Source organism: Shewanella sp. SM23 (assembly GCF_025654295.1).
In the GTDB taxonomy this organism is placed as follows: domain Bacteria; phylum Pseudomonadota; class Gammaproteobacteria; order Enterobacterales; family Shewanellaceae; genus Shewanella; species Shewanella oncorhynchi.
The window spans coordinates 276,610-294,310 of record NZ_JAKKRM010000003.1; the positions used below are offsets into that span (position 1 = coordinate 276,610).

The window sequence follows — 17,701 nt, forward strand, 5'->3', positions numbered from 1 at the left end:
ATAACACTACAATAAAGTACATGACGCATCAAAATGAGAAAAACAATACTGAGCAATATTATTTCAAAAAATTATTTTAGTTCTAAAAATTTTTCTTGCAGTATAAATTAGCATTAAAAAGCAAACCAAATGCCACGAATAAAAATGTGGATTGATAAATCGTAAATGATTTCATAAAATTTATAAGGTAGTATAGAAAGAAAAAGACAAGGACTAAGTTTTCCTTATCTGACACTAACAACTTAATACATTGGATTAATGCAGCAATCGTTATAGAAAGTGAGAATAACATCCCTAAAATACCAAACTCGGATGTAAACTCTAAAATAAAATTGTGCGGGTATTTCTCAGCAGTGTTTAAATATAGTGCATCTTCAGTACCACCCATCCCAAAACCACTAAAATAAAAACTGCAAAGAGAAGAAAAATAATCAGAATACAGTCTTGCTCTTGGCTCTGATGTCTCCCCTGTTAACAGACCATTCATCCGCTGGTATAGCGATGAACTTTCATACAGAGAAAAAATCACATCAGAGTAAGCTATAGAAACTAGTAGCCCAATAAAAACTACAACAAAGAATTTAACTAAAACTTTTTTTAATCTAGTATCAAAGGTGAGCGATATAAATGAAAAAATAATAGCAGTAATAACTACGGCTCGTGACTGTAGAAAAAATAAAGCTATAAAACATAATGCACCCACCATTAAATATACTGTTCTACAAAAAATATTATTTATACTCTTTGCATTATTAATACATATAATAAAACTAATACCGAGAGGTAAACTCAGCAATAAATAGTTTATTCCTTGAGCCTTAACGAAGCTTCTGTCAATGATTAAAGCAACAGCTAACAATGATGAAAGAAAAACTACAGTATTTAATAAAGAAACAAATGAATCGCGCCTTAAATTTATAGCAACTATAAACAACAAGAAAATCAAAAAACTATCAAGTAATAAATCGAACCTATACTTCTCATTGATGATAGTTGAGAAAAAAGAATACAATAACAATGTAAACAAGACTAAAGCTACGGGTATTTTTTTAACATTAACCTTACCATCAAAAGTAAAGTTTCTGATTCCATAAATAGATAACAACATCAAGATAACAAATAAAATAGGTGTTGGGTTAATACCGACTATGCCACTGATGGTGTGCTTAGCTATTATCATACCAAGAACAATACCGATACAATAATCAAAAAAAAGTTTACGATTTATCGTCATATTCTAATACTATACAGTGTTTACTAAAATGCTTAATTTTATATTTTACATTATTTATTGCAGCCATTCGATCTAGCTTTTTACGTATTTTATCTGACTGAAACATTTCGAATCTTTTTTTATAATCTAAGTGCTTATTTTTCTCTCCTCTAAAATAATAATAAGCATACTTAACTATCTTGTAGCAGTTAAAGCTGAAAGTAATTAACTTATAAATAAAACCACCAAATTTACTAGTTTTTTTGGTCTCTACATTAAAATCTGCAGTATTTAATAACTCCAATAGCCTCGAAGCACTATCTTGCTCCTTAAAGTTTTCAAACAGGCTATTTGCTAATTTATCATTTGGAATGCCTTTATTAGACGTATTTCCAGACTTAATAATTTGTATCACATCATCAGGTTCTGAAACCGTATCTCCACAAATATTAGCAAGATAAACATTTGAGGACGAAGAGCTATAGGTCGGCTGAAAATTGATAACGTACTTTTTAGCAAGAGTAGCTTCAATCGCGGTTGTACATCCATTATGAATAAGTAAGCTACAGGCTAAGATCCAAGGAGTGACAGGCCCATCATAAGTTACAATTACATTTGAGATATTTTGAAAAATATTTTTATAATACTCTGTACTTTCACTCGGATGTGGTCTTATAACTATTTTCTTCTCAGGAAATTCAAGACTTAATTTATTCACTAAATAAACAATAGAGGTCATTGACAACATTTGATTTGACCAACGGTTAAATCTGTACTCCCTATCAGCTTCGTTATTACAGTCATAGGACAAAGTTTTTTTGAATATGAACTTTACCCCTCCTTCGCCATTATTGGAATAGGAGAATGAAGTATTGATGAGTATAAAATCACCTAGATCATTTCTAAGTTTATCAACTTCATCAGCAAAATAAGAAGAATATTTATCACGATACAAGTCAAAGCGAGAATGTCCTGTAGTAATAACCTTCGCTTTAACCTCCTCATACGACAGGTTAAAATCTCTTTGCCAATCCCCCCACGTAGCAACAATATCTGAATTTGATAATACAGATGGGCGCTCAGACTGGATCATTAAATTTTGCCAGACAGATTCATCACCAGGCCAAACAGCTCCCTCTTCATTTAAATGCACAACATTAAAGTTATTTTCCTTCAATCTTTTAAAGTAATTAACATCTGAAAATCTAGGTTTACCAAAAAGATGCTTCCCAAAATAAACGCCACCCTTTATGAAAAAGCTCAATAAACGAATATATTGCTGGTCAGCGATAATTATCTGACGACCATGTTGTAAAGACTTAATTGCCATTAGAATTTTATGATCAAGTTCTCTAGCGGTTGTCTCAATTGGAAATAGAAAATTACTCATTATTCAGACTCATTATTGACAGAAAAATCTTTATTAGCCTTATTTAACTGTTCTTCCATACCAATATCTATCCAATAATCATCTATAAGGTAAGCTTTTGTATTATAATCTAAAGAGATCAAATTCTCGAATAAGGATGGCATATCATAGAATACGTCTTTGGGTACCAAATCAAGAGTTTTAGGTGAAAGTATATACACGCCGGAGTTAATATTATATTTTACTTTTGGCTTTTCCGTTAAACCAATAATATTATTAAGCTCATCAGTTTCAACAACGCCATAAGCTATTTGATGTTCAAACTCTCGTACAGCCATAGATGCGTCAGATTTTGATAAGACGTGCGCTTCTAAAAAACTTGAGAAATCTAAATTTGTCATAACATCACCATTAATAATAAAGAATGGATGTTCAAACTTAGGAGAAATAAGACTCAACGCACCAGCTGTACCTAATCGTTTCTTCTCTTCAACATAGGAAATTTCAACACCAAACTTACTACCATCTTCAAAATAGTCCTTAATAACTTCCTTCTTATAATTAACACAAAATATAAATTTTCTGAAGCCTTGCTCTCTAAACTGCTCTAATATATGCTTAATTATTGGTTTCCCACCAACTGTTAACATTGGCTTAGGAGTATGCTCTGTTAACTTTCCAAGTCTACTTCCTAATCCCCCAGCCATAATAACAACTGAGTTTTCTTTATTTTCAAACTCAACTGAGTCTAAATAGAAGACTGAATCCAACTTCCCTTCAGAGTTAATCAATGGCATATGCCGTCGGTGCAACTTTATTAACTTTGCAATTATTTCTTGTTTGGTTGCTTGAGATGACATAGTAAATGGGTGACTATTAATTATATTTTTTAACTCGCTTTGTCCATTTAGTATAGCTCTCCTAACATCTCCATCAGTAAGAATACCAATCAGATCATTAACAGAATTCACACATGCTAAAAATCCGACTCCAGACTTGTCTAGCTCACCAAGTGCATCATTAAAGGTTGTTTTTTCGCTTAAAATTATAGTGTGTTTCATCGAGCCTTTACCATTAAAAATTCAGCATACTCAAAATCATCAATTGTATCGATATCTACAGAAGTTTTCCTACTCATAATATATGCATAAGAATAATCAGAATAGTACCTACCCGAATTGATTAGAGAATATTTAAAAACATAAATTGCACCATTTGGAAATATTGATGCTTTATATTCTTGTCTGTTTTTCAATCCGTCATCAAAAATATCTTCAAGGCATCCATTATCTTTCAGATATTTATGCCAAGAAATCGGATGGTGCTCCTCGCAGTAACTAACTACTGAGTCTGCGTTCTTTTCGTAGAAAAGCGAAATGGCACCATCGATATCCCCAACAGTACGAAGAGGTGAAGTCGGCTGCAAAACTATGAAGTTTTCAATATCATAGCCAAACTCCGTTTTTAACCTATCAAGAGTATATTTATAATTATCTATTGCCAAAGAGTTATCTTCAGCTAACTCTTTGGGTCTCAAAAACGTACTTTCAGCACCATATTTCAATGCTATTTCATAAATATTTATATCGTCCGTAGACACAACCACCTTTGATATATATGATGAATTGAGTGCTGCCTCTATTGTATAAGCTATTAATGGCTTGCCATTTAAAAGTTTGATATTCTTACCAGGCAACCCTTTTGAGCCACCACGTGCAGGTATTAATGCTAGCATCAGAGTAGATCTTCTTTAGTTAAGATATGATCATAAGGCAAATCTTTATTGATTGTCATTCCTATAATAAATTCTGTCAGTTCAGGCTTCAGGCCAGTACCAGGTCTTTTATAATCAATATCATCAACAGATAAAGTTTCCCCCTTCTTCATTGCATGAGTAATTACAATGCTACGTCTAAATTCGGATTTTTTCTCATCACTTTCGGTAGCAGTGATACGATAACAGCCTAATGCATCGACAATACGACCAGCCCCACAAACAATTTCTGCCAACTCATCTTTTGTAGCAGAAACTTTATGATCCCAACCTTCCATATTCTTATCAAGGGTAAAATGCTTTTCAATTAAGCAAGCGCCCATTGCTACTGCAGCTAAAGGTATAGCTGTACCAATGGTATGATCTGAAAATCCTACACAATAATGTGGGTATGCAGCCATAATTGTTTTCATATTATTCAAATTCACATCTGTATCAACAGGCGGATAAGTAGAGACGCAATGCAATATTATAATTTGATGGTTACCAGCTAATTCAATCGTTTTAATAGCCCTATCTATCTCATATAATTCACTTAACCCTGTTGAGATGATAATTGGTAGGTTCTTTCTAGCAAGATAATCTAAAAACGGAAGATTATTAAGATCCATTGAAGCTACTTTAATAAAAGGACTATTTAGTCTATCTACTAGAAAATCTGCCTCTGCTTTACTAAAAGGAGTCGACGAACAATCTATACCAACTTCATCAGCAAAAGCCTTCATTTCAAGAAGTTCGTTCTCAGAAATCGAATATGATTCAACTATTTCTTCTAAAGTATAATCAGTTCTATTTCGATAATCATCAGCAATAAAATAATTATCATCATACTTCTCTCTTGCAAAAATAGTATCTTTAGACCAACTTTGAAACTTTACACAATCGGCGCCAGCTTCTTTTGCTTCGACAATTAATTTTCTCGCTAGTACCATATCTCCATTATGGTTAGACCCCAATTCGGCAATTACGTATGGCTTTGCGTAGTTTTGTAACTCAACCTTATCAGTTAATTTCATTATAAATCCTTAAAGTCTTCTAATTCCCACCACAAAGGCGAATGTATGTTTTTAGTGCATGAATTTAAAAATACATCAAAGTATTTTTCATCCAAAATTAATTTACTTTTTACATTTAACTCATCAGCCAACAACTTAAAAATCGGAAAAGATTCGCTCATTCGTTCATAATGTATTTTCTTAACTCTGAGAATGTTTCTAATTTTATCTGCAGTAAATCCAGCTAACCCAACTGTATTACTATCATGTTGTCTATAAAACGTTACAACATTAGAAATAAACTTTGCTCTAGCACCCATTAATAGTAACGAACTAAAGAAATACCAATCAACTGCAATTAAATCTTTTGGAAAAGATATACTATTATAGTCTACAACATTCATATTAATAGCAGTATTAGACAAACCAAATATATTTTTATCCAAAATAAAACTAGAATCTATAAACTGCCCATGACTTAGCCTTTCAGAATACACATTCTGATTTAATAAAGTATCCCCTTTGATTGAAGTAAGATCATTTACCACAATATCATTGAAGGCCAATTCTTTAATAGACACCTCAACTCGATTAGTCGAAAACGTGTCATCGATATCAGCAAATATCGCAATTTCATAGCCGTCCTTCTTCGCATACTTAATTAATGACTCTCTATTTTTCGCTATATTTCTTTCCGAAGGTAATTCTATTATTCTTAATTTTGAAAAAAGTTGTTTAATTGACTTGAAATCAGAAAATCCATCATTAAGAACTATTATGTCAAAATTTTTTTCACTTTGAGAAGAAACGGAACTAAAAAAGTCTATTACTATTTGAGCCTCAAGTGGGTATAACGTAGTAAGTAATGCAACTTTTTTATGAATCTGATTAGCCATATTGTAGCAACTACCTGCCTTTATAAAGCTTTTCGGGTTAATTAAAGCACCTTGTGGGCTTACTGCATTGCTTCCAAAGAATGTTTTTTCACCTACTTTACAGTCACCATTTAAAGCAGCTGATGTCGATATATGACAATGTGATTCTATTAAGCAATCATGTTCTACTAAAGCTTTTGTGTTTACAATACAGTTTTCACCAATTTTTGCATTCGAATTAATAAGTGCGTCGTGCATAATGATAGTCCCAGCTCCTACTGTTGCAGATTTTGCAATATAAGCTCTAGGTGATATCACAGTAGCTAAATGCCCATTATAGTTTTTGATTAAATTGTATAAGTGTACCCTTACTTCAGCACTGGTTATTTGGCCTACAGTAATTAGAAAATCACAATTTTCAGTAACAAAGTGTGGAATGTCGCTATCATCTCCGATAACTTCATAACCAAGAATTTTAGCGCCTTTATTTTTGCTTGAGTCCAAAATCCCAATTATCGAATATTTCCCCTCTTGTTCAATAACATCAATACATGCACGGCAATGCCCCCCCCCACCTATTAATACTAATTTATTCATTTAACCACACCGGAGTGCTCGGTAAGTTTACTAGGTGGGCTTCAATATATTCAGATTGACTTAAGTCACCTCTTGGTGCGTAACAAAACATTGGTAGACGATGCATTAATTGCCAAATTGGACGAGTCATCACACCGGACTCATTGGTGACTTTTAGCAACTGATCACGAGACTCTGTATCAGGACAAATGACAGCATTAAGCCAATAGTTTGACTGAGCATAGTCAGGTTCAACAACAAAACTAAATTCGGTATCAGCAAAAAAGGTTTTATAATGCTCTGCTAACTGACGTTTTTGTTTTAAAAACTCAGGCAACACTTCCATTTGAGCGCAGCCTAATGCCGCATTCAAATTTGGCAATCTGTAGTTAAAACCAGGCTCATCATGAAAAAACTCATAAGGATGAGGCACTTTAGCAGTAGTAGTGACGTGCTTGGAGCGGGCGCCCAGAGCTGAGTCACGACATAACACCATCCCACCACCACCTGTGGTGATAATTTTATTACCATTAAAACTAAGAGCTCCCAGCTCGCCAATGGTGCCTGTGTGCTTACCTTTGTAATAAGACCCCAGACTTTCTGCAGCATCCTCAACCAGTATGATGTTCCATTTGCTGCATACTGCAACCAATTCATCCAGCTCTGCCGGATGACCAAAAGTGTGCATAGGTACTACAGCACTTATACGGCGATGATCTATTTTGTGGAAACAGCCTGATTCATTGCTAAAGGCGTTTTCTGCCAGATAGTTATCTAATGCAACAGGGCACAAAGATAAACTGACCTTGGACACATCCACAAAAATGGGTTGTGCGCCCATATGATGCAAGGCATTACAGGTTGCAACAAAAGTCAGTGCCTGAGTGATCACGTAATCACCGGCCTTTACCCCTGCCATATAAAGCGCAGTATGCAAAGCTGCTGTGCCATTTACTGTAGCAACAGCCTTAGCTGTGCCAGTGAACGTTTCCATCTTGCGCTCAAAATCATCGACAAATTTACCAACGCTGGAAACAAAAGTACTTTGAATCGTTTCGGTAACGTACTTCAGCTCATTACCTGCGAAAGTTGGCGCATGTAACGGAATAAATTCGTTAGTACGGTAAATATCCCGAATAAAACTAATAACTGCAGTGCTCATGTGACACCTTACATTTTGCTATCTAGATACTTACCGGTTTCTTTGTGACCAAAGTCAGGGATAATCTGATTAAACAACTCAACAATCTGCTCTTTAGTCCAGGCTTTTTCCTGTTTATAAGAAGCTATTTGCTGTTCAAACAACATAAGCAGCTCCTGCTGATACAGTGGCTCATTTTTAATCACACCCAGACTTTCAAAACGCGCCATATCCAAAGTTTCTTTGTCGGTAAAAAACTCTTCGAAATCTTTTTCCCCCGTCGTATCACTGGAAGTAAATAGACATGGCCATTTGCCTTGCGCTGGTAGGGATTTAGCCAACTCACGGGCTTCATCTTCGTTGTCACACAAATAAGGTTCATAGCCAAGTTGTTTCAGATATTTCACGGCTATGTCTGCAAAAGTAATTAAATGCAAAGCTTCGCTTAGTTTTGGGAAGAAAATATCCCGATTTTCGCCAAAGATACAAGACATCAGGCAAAGCTCCCCCGATTCTTGTGGCGTCACAAAATAACGTTTGATGTCATTTGGAGCCACTATAGGCTGACACTTTTGAATACGCTGGTTAAAACCATGCAATAACGACCCATCAGAAAAAGCTACATTGGCAAAACGAGCAGTAGAGATAGCAATCTGCTCACTTTTACGCATTAAGAACATTTCCATAATATGTTTCGATGCTCCCATCATATTAACTGGGTTGGCTGCTTTATCCGTTGACACACAGAAGTATTTTTTTACACCAGCAACAATTGATTGTTGAATAGTCTTATCTGTATTAAATACATTTACATCAATCATTCGCATTAGAGTATACGGATCTTTTTCGCTGCGAACGTGCTTTAAAGCAGATAAATTCAGAACATAGTCATATTGACCATCAGCTTTGATAAAAGCGTCATACTCAATAGAACCAATATCCAACGCAAAAGTTTGGAAATCACCGTTGATATAACCAAAAGAGCTACGGATATCACGCACCAACTCAACCATATTGTTTTCGCTGATATCGACAACGTGCAATTTCTTTGGATTACGCTTAAAAATCTCTTTAGTGACCGCTTGTCCAATTGAGCCAGCACCACCTAAAACAAGGAACCTTGATTCTGATATAATACGCTCTAATTCTTCATTGTGAACACTGATATCGAAGGAGAATAATTCTTTTTTACGCCCAATTAATGGCAATATATTGCTCATAAACTTCAATTCCTAAATCAAAATTATCAAAATTATTCACTTTGCATCTCAGCCTTTCAAACCCAGCTGAGACACTTTATTCATTTTGAGACAGTCAGTCTTATTTCTAAGTAAGCGCTATCCCTTGTAAAGCTAAGATTTTACTGCTTTACAGCTATTTATCTTAAAACAGTCCCAACAGTCTCTTACTTTTATTTTTAAAGATGTTTCAATCTTCTTTTCTAACGAAATATCTTACCAACACAAACATCACGCCTAACATGCCGCCGAGCATAGTACCCAATACGCAAATTAATGCGCGTTTAGGTTTTGCCTTTTCTTCAGGGACAAGTGCTGGGTCTATGGTTTTAAATACGTATTCATCTCGTACTTCAGCGAACATAATGGTTTTCGCTTGTTCTTCTACTAGCTTATAAAGAATTGACTTAATATCAGCGACATTAGTTAGCGCAATCTGCTTATTTAAAAACTCACTGCTGCGATTTGCCTCTGCAACATCACGTTCCTTCATTACTTTATTAATATCTTGCACCAACCATGAAGCCCATTGCTGAGCGACTGTTGGGGATAAATGCTCAATTGACAATGTTACCATTCCGGTTTCTTTATCCGAATTAACAGATAAGATCTTACTGAAGACTTTATACGCTTCTTGCATTGAAGGTTCTGGTTTAAGTGGAGGGTCAACTTCGCGTACCCAATGATTTGATTTATCATCATAAAGATCCGCATCGTATACGATTATATCTAAATCTCGATCCCACTTTTTTGCTGCCATTATATCAGCAAGAATATTATGCTTTTGAATGAAATCACTAGTAAATTGACGGGATTTTAATACTTCAATTGCAAGCTGAGTTTTATCTGTCCCCCCTTTACTGCCTAAATTCACTCCTGCTAAGCTGGCTAAACCGCCAAATTGAGAGGCTAATGCACTTAACCCACCACCTTGCTCTTCTGCAGCAGGGGCCAGTAATGCCTCAGACTTATAGATATTGGGTTGCATTATCGCAAACACCACAGAACCAATGGCGAATACAGCAGTAATGGCAATGATTAACCATTTGCCTTGCCATATAACCGAAAAAAGCTCGCGAAGATCAATTTCGTCATCGCTTGTGGTTTGAGGGAATTGCGCATCAGTTTTATATGTATTTGGATTTTGAGTAATTTGTGTGTTCATTAGTTCTTCAGATTCTAGTACGCGGCAAGAGCGCTGCGCTTCTATAAGGGCAAAAGCTAAAAGCAGAGCGGGCTACACTCTGCTAGATTCTAGCGCCTAGAGCCCTGAGATTACAGACACTGCAACAGCAGTATTGTAGATAATGCCAGTGACTTGACTCCAAAGCGTTAAGTTGTCTTTATATTCAGTATCTAATGGCACAACAACTGTGTCTCCTGGTTCTATAGCACTTCCACCATTAAACCAGAAGGATGTGGTTGGCATTTCGACTGAGCCATCAGCCCTTAAAATATATGAGCGTGATTCATCAGCACGTTTACGTGCGCCACCAGATAATGCTAAATATTGGTCGAATGTTAGACCTTGCTTATACCTATGCGTGCTTGGATGCTGTACTTGGCCCATGACTGACACGGTTTGATTAGTCGCAGGAATATACAAGGCATCCTCATCTTCAAGCATAAGGTTAGCACTATCGATACCCAGTTGGATTGCATTGATATCAACAACTAATCGACCGACAGTTTTAACATTTTCAAGCTGATTTAACATCAGCTGCGCATCGTTATAGCCAATGGTTGGTGTATCTTTTGTTAATGCTTTCGCGGCAATTTCACGACGTAATTCATCAGCAAGTTTTGATAATTCAAGCTGCTCTTTATCTTTTACTGACTTACGTAAAAATACGGCACTGCGAGGAGCTGCATCGCTCGTCAAACCACCTGCGCGAGAGATCACATCTTTCAAGCTTTCGCTACGCTGAATACTGTAAGTACCAGGAAACTTAACTTCACCCTTGATAGTCACCCAGCGAGTCTCCTGCCAATCAGGAAGCGTGCGAACAGTTAGGATGTCACGGCTTTGAAGTATAACGTTTGCAGTTGGTACATTTTGCATGACCTGATCTAAGCTCAGCTGCATATGTTCAACCGATACGCCGTTTTGCTCAGAAACATTTTGACGAGTCAATTCAGCCGAAAGTGTATAGGCACCTTCTTCTAAACCACCAGCCGCAATGAGTAATTCTTTAACATCGCCATTAATAGTAATAGGGTATTGCCCAGGAAAACGCACATTTCCATTGATGCTGACTAACTTAGCGGCATCGCCGAAACGACTCTGCTCTCTCAGTTTTTTAACTATAGGTTTTAATAACTCTTCGCGGTCTGCGTAATCAAAAACAATGATTGAATCACGCGGATTTAGCTTAGGATTATAATGTGATTTAGGTTCTGCTATCGCTCGTCCAAGCGCAATACGTTCCACTTGAATATCACCGCGTTGATTTATTTCACGGACAAGTAAGGAATAATCCAAATCAGCGGATATAGTTAGATCCCCCCAAACTGAAGGGAGTAAATCGGCAACAGTTAAACCTTTAGTCCATTGATATTTGCCAGGACGAACAACAGCACCAGCCAGAGTAATCGCATTATCAATACGGCTAGAGGCAGATCTTACATTTAAGAGGTCGCCATTTTTGACTAAAGTATTTAGTCCTAAATTTTCTGTTAAATCAACACTTACTACAGTTTTAACTGATTCATTACTATAACGTTCGACTGTACTTGCTTTTGGATATGCGCCCGGATTTAGACCACTGGCCATGCGAATAACATCAGCCATGGTTTCATTATTTTTAAGTTCATATATAGCAGGACGACGAACTTCACCAATCACGCTAACTGAACCACCTGATGATGGAATAAAAACCACATCACCTGATTGCAAGCGAATATCACCTGATGCATCACCACGCAGAAGTAAATCATAGAGATCTAGGCGACCTACGGTTTTACCTGCTCGTTTAATTTGTATGTCACGCAAGCTACCAATTTGATTCACACCACCGGAAATAAATAATGCTTGAGTGATCGTCGATAAACTAGAAACAGTGTAGGAGCCTGGTTGAAAAGCATCACCAGCAACAAAGATACGAATTGACCGTAATTCGCCCATTGTGATATTTGACTCTATGCCAATCATACTTTGGCTAATTTTTTGCTGTAACAATTCGCGTACTTCTGAAAAACTCAAACCAACAAGCGATATTGGCCCTAAACCCGGAAATTGAATTGCTCCATCACGACCAACGTTTAGCGTGTACTGGTTATTCTCTTTACCAAACAACTGAACATTTAAGCTATCACCGGGACCAATCATGTACTCAGCAGGCACTGGCACATCGCTAACTGGTGCAAAAGTGCTTGGCGAACCCGCAAAGAGATCGTAACCAAAACGCTTTAATTGATTTTCTTTTTTGTCTTCAATAGCTTCAACCTTGTCCGCCGATTTAGTGGCCTGATTTAGCTGGTCATTATCAGACTGGTCAACTACATCATTATTAGCAGCACGTGGGGTCACCACAGTTGGATTTTCAACTACTGGTTGAGCAGCTGAACCACCAGTAATCATTGAAGGGTCAACGCCATATTGACGTGCTAGCCTTTCTTGTTCTGACTTAGGTAAAGCTTTGAACTGCTCGATCATCTGTGGAGATGGCGTAATGGCATTAGCCTGCGCGCCCATCAAAATCGCGGCACTTATGCCTAGTATGATGAATTTTTTGACTTGTCGTAGCACCAGATATCTCCGTTTATAAAAATGAGTCAAAGCTTATTATTGGATTTTTAGAGGTAAAACCTAAGTTTTAGATTCAAACACTCGGCAATCAAACGCCATTTAGAGTGTACAAAAAACTAACGATTCTTTGGGGTAAATATTGGATTGTTTACATCATCAAGCAGCTACGGTTAATCCTATCATGGCTGAATAAAGGTAAAATTGGACATCTTAATGGCTATTGAGGCTCCCTGCATTACTCATTTAATGAAGAAACTGTTTTTCGATAAATATCCCTATATACCAGCCAGTTCGGTATCCGTACCTCTCGTTCGAGGGATCAACCTGCGGTTTCTCACCTTTCAGGCACGCTACCGATCCGCGTGGCGGCCCGAGGCCTTCGGCGTCCGCTTAACGAATGAAACTTTTCATTCGTTGCCTTTCAGACACGCTACCGCCCATAGATTGCGGCTTCTATATTGCCCTTCGCGACGCGAAAACTCATATTTTTCATGTAATAAAACCTCATCATTCTTTATAAAAAGAATTACAAGGCTCCAATCCATTTGAATTTCTAGCGAGTGATATCACCACTCTTGTGGGAAAAACACGCCAAATTATTAATTAGAACAAGACTATCGCAGCCTAAACCAAATAGTCACCTAAACGTCAATGCAAGCCTTAAGCAGCCCTTAAGCAGCTAAGTTTGCGCATCAACTAAAGATTCATTTTTAACAACATACCAATGACGTTAAGAATGATAAACGACAATCTTAAAGTCTGGTTACATAAGTTTACTTCAAACCCGAAAGCTTGACTGGTTAATTAACAAGCAATTACAAGTCTATGTTTCAAATTTTAGAGATAAATTAAAATCTTAATGATTTGAATTTTGTAAAAATCAATAAAAACCTTATTATTTAATAACTTAACAAAACGTCATCCATCTCTGGCAAAAAGCCTTAATAATAAGAATAGTCAATTTCCTACAAATATTTCATCTTAATTCTTACAATGAAACTTGTGTCAATTAGTTAACTACAAACTCTTTCAACCGTTTGCTCAGGTACAGTAACCGTCTTTATCTGCCCCATAATGTTAAAAAGAACATGGCAACGTTTATTTGGGCATTTTTCTTGAAAAATGCCTTCGAGATCAACAAAGGGCCCATCTGTAAAACGAATTTTTTCCCCCGTTTTTAGCTCTAATTCTTCGGCTAATACTGTTTGGGAAGGCGTTAGTTCTTTCATGCGAATGGCATGGATAATTCTGTCGTCAATGGGCGTCATTTTCTCTTGACAATTAACGATTCGATTCACACCACGAGTAGAATGGACCTGCCTGACACTTGTCTGGCTTGGGTCAAAATTGATGAATAAATAATTTGGAAATAGTGGTACACGACAAACTTGTTTGCGCCCGCGCTGAGATTTCTCTTCAGAGACCATAGGCAAATACGTCTCTAAATTTTGAAGTGCTAAGTTTTGTTGTGCTCTCGCTTCACTACGAGGTTTACAATACAAAAGGTACCATGCCTTCATAAGCTAATCTCACTACCCTATAAATAAGTGATGTCCATTCACGGGTCGCAATCATAGCAAAGATGCTCAAGTCGGTGGAAGTAATTTTTCGACTATTCCAGTCTCTCGCTCGGTATGCATACAATGACGCTCACATTAACTAATTCATAATTAAAATCACAACACTATACTGCTGATAATGTCACCACTTAGCTTACCAAAATTGACTTTGGTTGCTTTTAAGGGGTATATAAGGTGGGATTTTAGCGAAAATACTCATTTTACTGCTAAACACATTACTTTTATTATAAGAACGTAACAATAACCCATACGTAACTAGCGGTTATTCAACAATTAATGAATGCTATAGCGCGAATTAATGGTTGATTAAACCTGCAGGCGATATTGGGACGAGCAACAACCATTTTTCTGTGGTGACATCATCCTGTTTCAGGGGCCCACAGGCAATCACGAGCTTAAGGTGGAAGACTTCATGAGCGTAGCAAAACCACAAGGAACGATGCTTGGGCATCCCAAGGGATTGTTCCTGCTGTTTACAACAGAACTTTGGGAACGATTTAGTTATTATGCAATGCGTGCCATTTTGGTACTGTATTTAGTTGATCAGGTGGGTAAACAAGGCGGTGGCGGCTTAGGATTTAGCCAAGCTGATGCTTTATCCTTGTATGGTACTTTTACTGCGTTAGTGTATTTAACGCCGCTGATTGGTGGTTGGTTAGCTGATAATTTTCTGGGTCAGCGCAAAGCTATTTATTTTGGTGGTGCGTTAATGGCGGCTGGCCAATTTATGCTAGCTGCGCCTCATGCTTGGTTTCCTGGTATTGAAACGACCATTTTTTATATCGGTTTAGGTACCCTTATTCTGGGTAATGGTTTGTTTAAGCCGAACATTTCCACTATGGTGGGCGATCTCTACGAGGAAGGTGATCACCGTCGCGATGGTGCATTTACTATTTTCTATATGGGAATCAATTTAGGTGCGGCATTATCCGGCTTTATTGTTGCTTGGGCTTATACTAGCTTTGGCCACACTGAAATGGTTAATGGCCAAGAGGTTTTTGTTAATAACTGGCAAGCAGGTTTCTTCTGTGCTGGTATTGGTATGCTGCTGTCGCTGGTGATTCAATTTTTATTTGCTCAAAAACTGTTAGGTAACATTGGTACCGTGCCAGCGGCCAAGTTGGAACGTGAGCGCCAGGCTAAGCTAGGCAATACCCGTAAAGAACCACTTACTAAAATTGAGCGTGATCGTCTCAAGGTAATTATGGTGCTGGGTTTGTTCACGATTATTTTCTGGGCGGGGTTTGAACAAGCGGGCGGGTTAATGAACTTATTTACCAATGAGTTTACTGACCGTTACATAGGTACTTGGGAAGTGCCCACGACTTATTTCCAATCGCTAAACGCTATTTTTATTGTGTTATTTGCCCCTGTAATTGCTTCTATCTGGATCCGTTTAGGTAAAAATGAACCTAACTCGCCAGTGAAATTTGCCTTAGGTTTGTTCTTATTGGCGATTGGCTTCTTGTTCATGATTGGCGCTGTGGTTGAGATGGGTAGCGATCCTACAGCTAAATCAAGCATGTGGTGGTTAGTGGGTGCTTATTTCTTCCATACTATGGGTGAATTATGTTTGTCACCTATTGGCTTGTCTATGGTGACTAAGCTTGCTCCACTGCGTATTGCCTCTTTGATGATGGGCGCTTGGTTCCTGTTTATTGCGATGGCGAACAAGGTTGCTGGGGTCGTAGGCTCTTTGATTGGTCACGGTGGTGGCAAAGAGGAACAACTTGCTAATGCTATGTCAATTTTTGCCGGTATTGCGATTACAGCTGCTCTATCTGGCGTGATCCTGTATTTTATGGCTGACAAATTAGTCGATTGGATGCACGGCGCAGAAACCAAGCATCATACTGAAGCCGAAGCCTTAGAAAGTGAAATTGCAGTGACGGCTGAACATGAAGCGATAAAACGTTAATTATCTGTTCAACTGTTTTAACAGTCAAAACAAAACGCCTTACTCGCAAGAGTAAGGCGTTTTTGTTAAGTCAGCTATTCGGTATACTCAATTTCGCCAAAGCGTCAAAAAAACTAAAGGCTTAACTGTAGAAAACCACCTGCGGGTAGCGTTGCATCATAGACTAAACCCTTAAACTTGTTATCAAGTAAAGCTTGTTTATGCTCAGGCTCACTTGTCGCAATACACAACTGTTCTTGCGGTAAAATACTGCGGAACTGAATGCTCGGTTTACCCCAATCCAACACGCCAAGCTGAAGACTCTCTGACAGTGCTAACGGGCTTAATCCCTCGTCATTACGCAGATAACAACGTAGCCCCTTACCCGCCTGTGCAATAGCTGCACGGTACTTAGTTAGCTCAATGGCAACATAAATCATATCGGCTTTGATATCGAGACCAGATTTCACTAAACGCTCGTTCAAATAGCTCATCATGTTAAAGGGTTCAATAATGCTATGACTCTGACCATTCCTAAAATCTTTAAGCTTCTGATTAACAAAACTTCTCAGCAGAACGCAGGCAAACGCAGCTCGATTATCCTCTGGGTACAAATGGGCCATGTACATAATCAGGTAATCACTACCAACCATTGTTGAATCAATGAAATAACTGCTTATATCGCTATTTTTATAAAGGCTATAGTCAACCTTGGCTGCCGGATAACTAATATTTGAAGCGGGAAAGAGTTGTTGCTGAACTTGTTTTGCCGCAGCAACACTTTGCTCAAGCAATGCTAGATTATCACTCAATTCTTGGTGGGATAGCGCGTCAAAATCTGCGGCTTGAGTATCATCAATGTAGGAACTATGAAGGCTTTGTTTAATGGCTTGTTCAATAATAAATAAATCAGATACTGGCTTAACGAGATAATCACTTGCGCCAATGCGTAAGGCTTCTACGACGTCAGCCATGACATTATTACCTGAGATCACAATAGAAGGCACTAAAGGTGCTAACCTTGTCATTTCCTTAAGCATATCGAGCCCTCCGAGCTTAGGCATACTCAAGTCTGCAAGAACAATATCGAAGCGCTGCGATTTAAAAACTGACAATCCTTGTTCACCATCACAGGCTTGTGTAACTTGCGCACCTCTGCTATCGAGAAAGTTTGCAACAATCTGCCTAAACACGGGGTCATCTTCAACTAAAAGAACCGCAACACCATTTAACGCCATAAAGGTTCCCGAATAAAGTTCATCGCATAGCCATTACTCAAGTGAATATGCCAATAA

Annotated in this window: 13 protein-coding genes; 1 reads left to right on the forward strand and 12 read right to left on the reverse strand. The window is 37.6% G+C overall.

Features of this window, described 5'->3' with window-relative positions; all coding sequences use genetic code 11:
* Window positions 1–82: 82 nt before the first annotated feature.
* The 11 genes from L5L98_RS05965 to rfaH all read right to left on the reverse strand — a co-directional run bounded on the left by L5L98_RS05965 (window position 83) and on the right by rfaH (window position 14,449).
* The gene (locus L5L98_RS05965) at window positions 83–1,234 is read right to left on the reverse strand and encodes an O-antigen ligase family protein (RefSeq protein ID WP_263139299.1); all 1,152 of its coding nucleotides are present in this window, start codon (window positions 1,232–1,234) and stop codon (window positions 83–85) included.
* A complete protein-coding gene (locus L5L98_RS05970; protein WP_263139301.1) occupies window positions 1,218–2,603 on the reverse strand; it encodes a surface carbohydrate biosynthesis protein in 1,386 nt (461 codons plus the stop codon). The genes L5L98_RS05965 and L5L98_RS05970 overlap by 17 nt, the downstream gene beginning before the upstream one ends.
* Window positions 2,603–3,643: a nucleotidyltransferase family protein gene (locus tag L5L98_RS05975; protein ID WP_263139303.1), complete on the reverse strand. Its 1,041-nt coding sequence runs from the start codon at window positions 3,641–3,643 to the stop codon at window positions 2,603–2,605. Before L5L98_RS05975 ends, L5L98_RS05970 begins: the two co-directional genes overlap by 1 nt.
* Window positions 3,640–4,317: a cytidylyltransferase domain-containing protein gene (locus L5L98_RS05980; protein ID WP_263139306.1), complete on the reverse strand. Its 678-nt coding sequence runs from the start codon at window positions 4,315–4,317 to the stop codon at window positions 3,640–3,642. The genes L5L98_RS05975 and L5L98_RS05980 overlap by 4 nt, the downstream gene beginning before the upstream one ends.
* Window positions 4,317–5,372 (reverse strand): N-acetylneuraminate synthase family protein, encoded by a 1,056-nt coding sequence (locus L5L98_RS05985; RefSeq protein WP_263139308.1) that lies wholly within the window; start codon window positions 5,370–5,372, stop codon window positions 4,317–4,319. The genes L5L98_RS05980 and L5L98_RS05985 overlap by 1 nt, the downstream gene beginning before the upstream one ends.
* A complete protein-coding gene (locus L5L98_RS05990) occupies window positions 5,372–6,823 on the reverse strand; it encodes a NeuD/PglB/VioB family sugar acetyltransferase (protein ID WP_263139310.1) in 1,452 nt (483 codons plus the stop codon). Before L5L98_RS05990 ends, L5L98_RS05985 begins: the two co-directional genes overlap by 1 nt.
* On the reverse strand, window positions 6,816–7,964 hold the full coding sequence (locus tag L5L98_RS05995; RefSeq protein ID WP_263139312.1) for a LegC family aminotransferase: 1,149 nt from the start codon (window positions 7,962–7,964) through the stop codon (window positions 6,816–6,818). The genes L5L98_RS05990 and L5L98_RS05995 overlap by 8 nt, the downstream gene beginning before the upstream one ends.
* A gap of 8 nt (window positions 7,965–7,972) precedes the next feature.
* On the reverse strand, window positions 7,973–9,163 hold the full coding sequence (locus tag L5L98_RS06000; protein WP_263139314.1) for a UDP-N-acetylglucosamine 4,6-dehydratase: 1,191 nt from the start codon (window positions 9,161–9,163) through the stop codon (window positions 7,973–7,975).
* A gap of 208 nt (window positions 9,164–9,371) precedes the next feature.
* Window positions 9,372–10,346 carry a Wzz/FepE/Etk N-terminal domain-containing protein gene (locus tag L5L98_RS06005; RefSeq protein WP_263139316.1) on the reverse strand — a complete coding sequence of 325 codons (975 nt, stop codon included), beginning with the start codon at window positions 10,344–10,346 and terminating at the stop codon, window positions 9,372–9,374.
* Window positions 10,347–10,442: 96 nt separating this feature from the next.
* Window positions 10,443–12,929, reverse strand: a complete 2,487-nt coding sequence (locus L5L98_RS06010; protein ID WP_263139318.1) for an SLBB domain-containing protein — start codon at window positions 12,927–12,929, stop codon at window positions 10,443–10,445.
* A gap of 1,013 nt (window positions 12,930–13,942) precedes the next feature.
* On the reverse strand, window positions 13,943–14,449 hold the full coding sequence (rfaH, locus tag L5L98_RS06015) for a transcription/translation regulatory transformer protein RfaH (protein ID WP_105251953.1): 507 nt from the start codon (window positions 14,447–14,449) through the stop codon (window positions 13,943–13,945).
* Between the two features lie 472 nt (window positions 14,450–14,921).
* On the opposite strand from rfaH, the gene L5L98_RS06020 reads away from it, so the two are divergent.
* Window positions 14,922–16,427, forward strand: coding sequence for a peptide MFS transporter (locus L5L98_RS06020; RefSeq protein ID WP_028761163.1), 1,506 nt, complete (start codon window positions 14,922–14,924; stop codon window positions 16,425–16,427).
* Window positions 16,428–16,540: 113 nt separating this feature from the next.
* On the opposite strand, the gene L5L98_RS06025 is transcribed toward L5L98_RS06020, so the two are convergent.
* The gene (locus L5L98_RS06025) at window positions 16,541–17,644 is read right to left on the reverse strand and encodes a response regulator (RefSeq protein WP_263139322.1); all 1,104 of its coding nucleotides are present in this window, start codon (window positions 17,642–17,644) and stop codon (window positions 16,541–16,543) included.
* Between the last annotated feature and the right edge of the window lie 57 nt (window positions 17,645–17,701).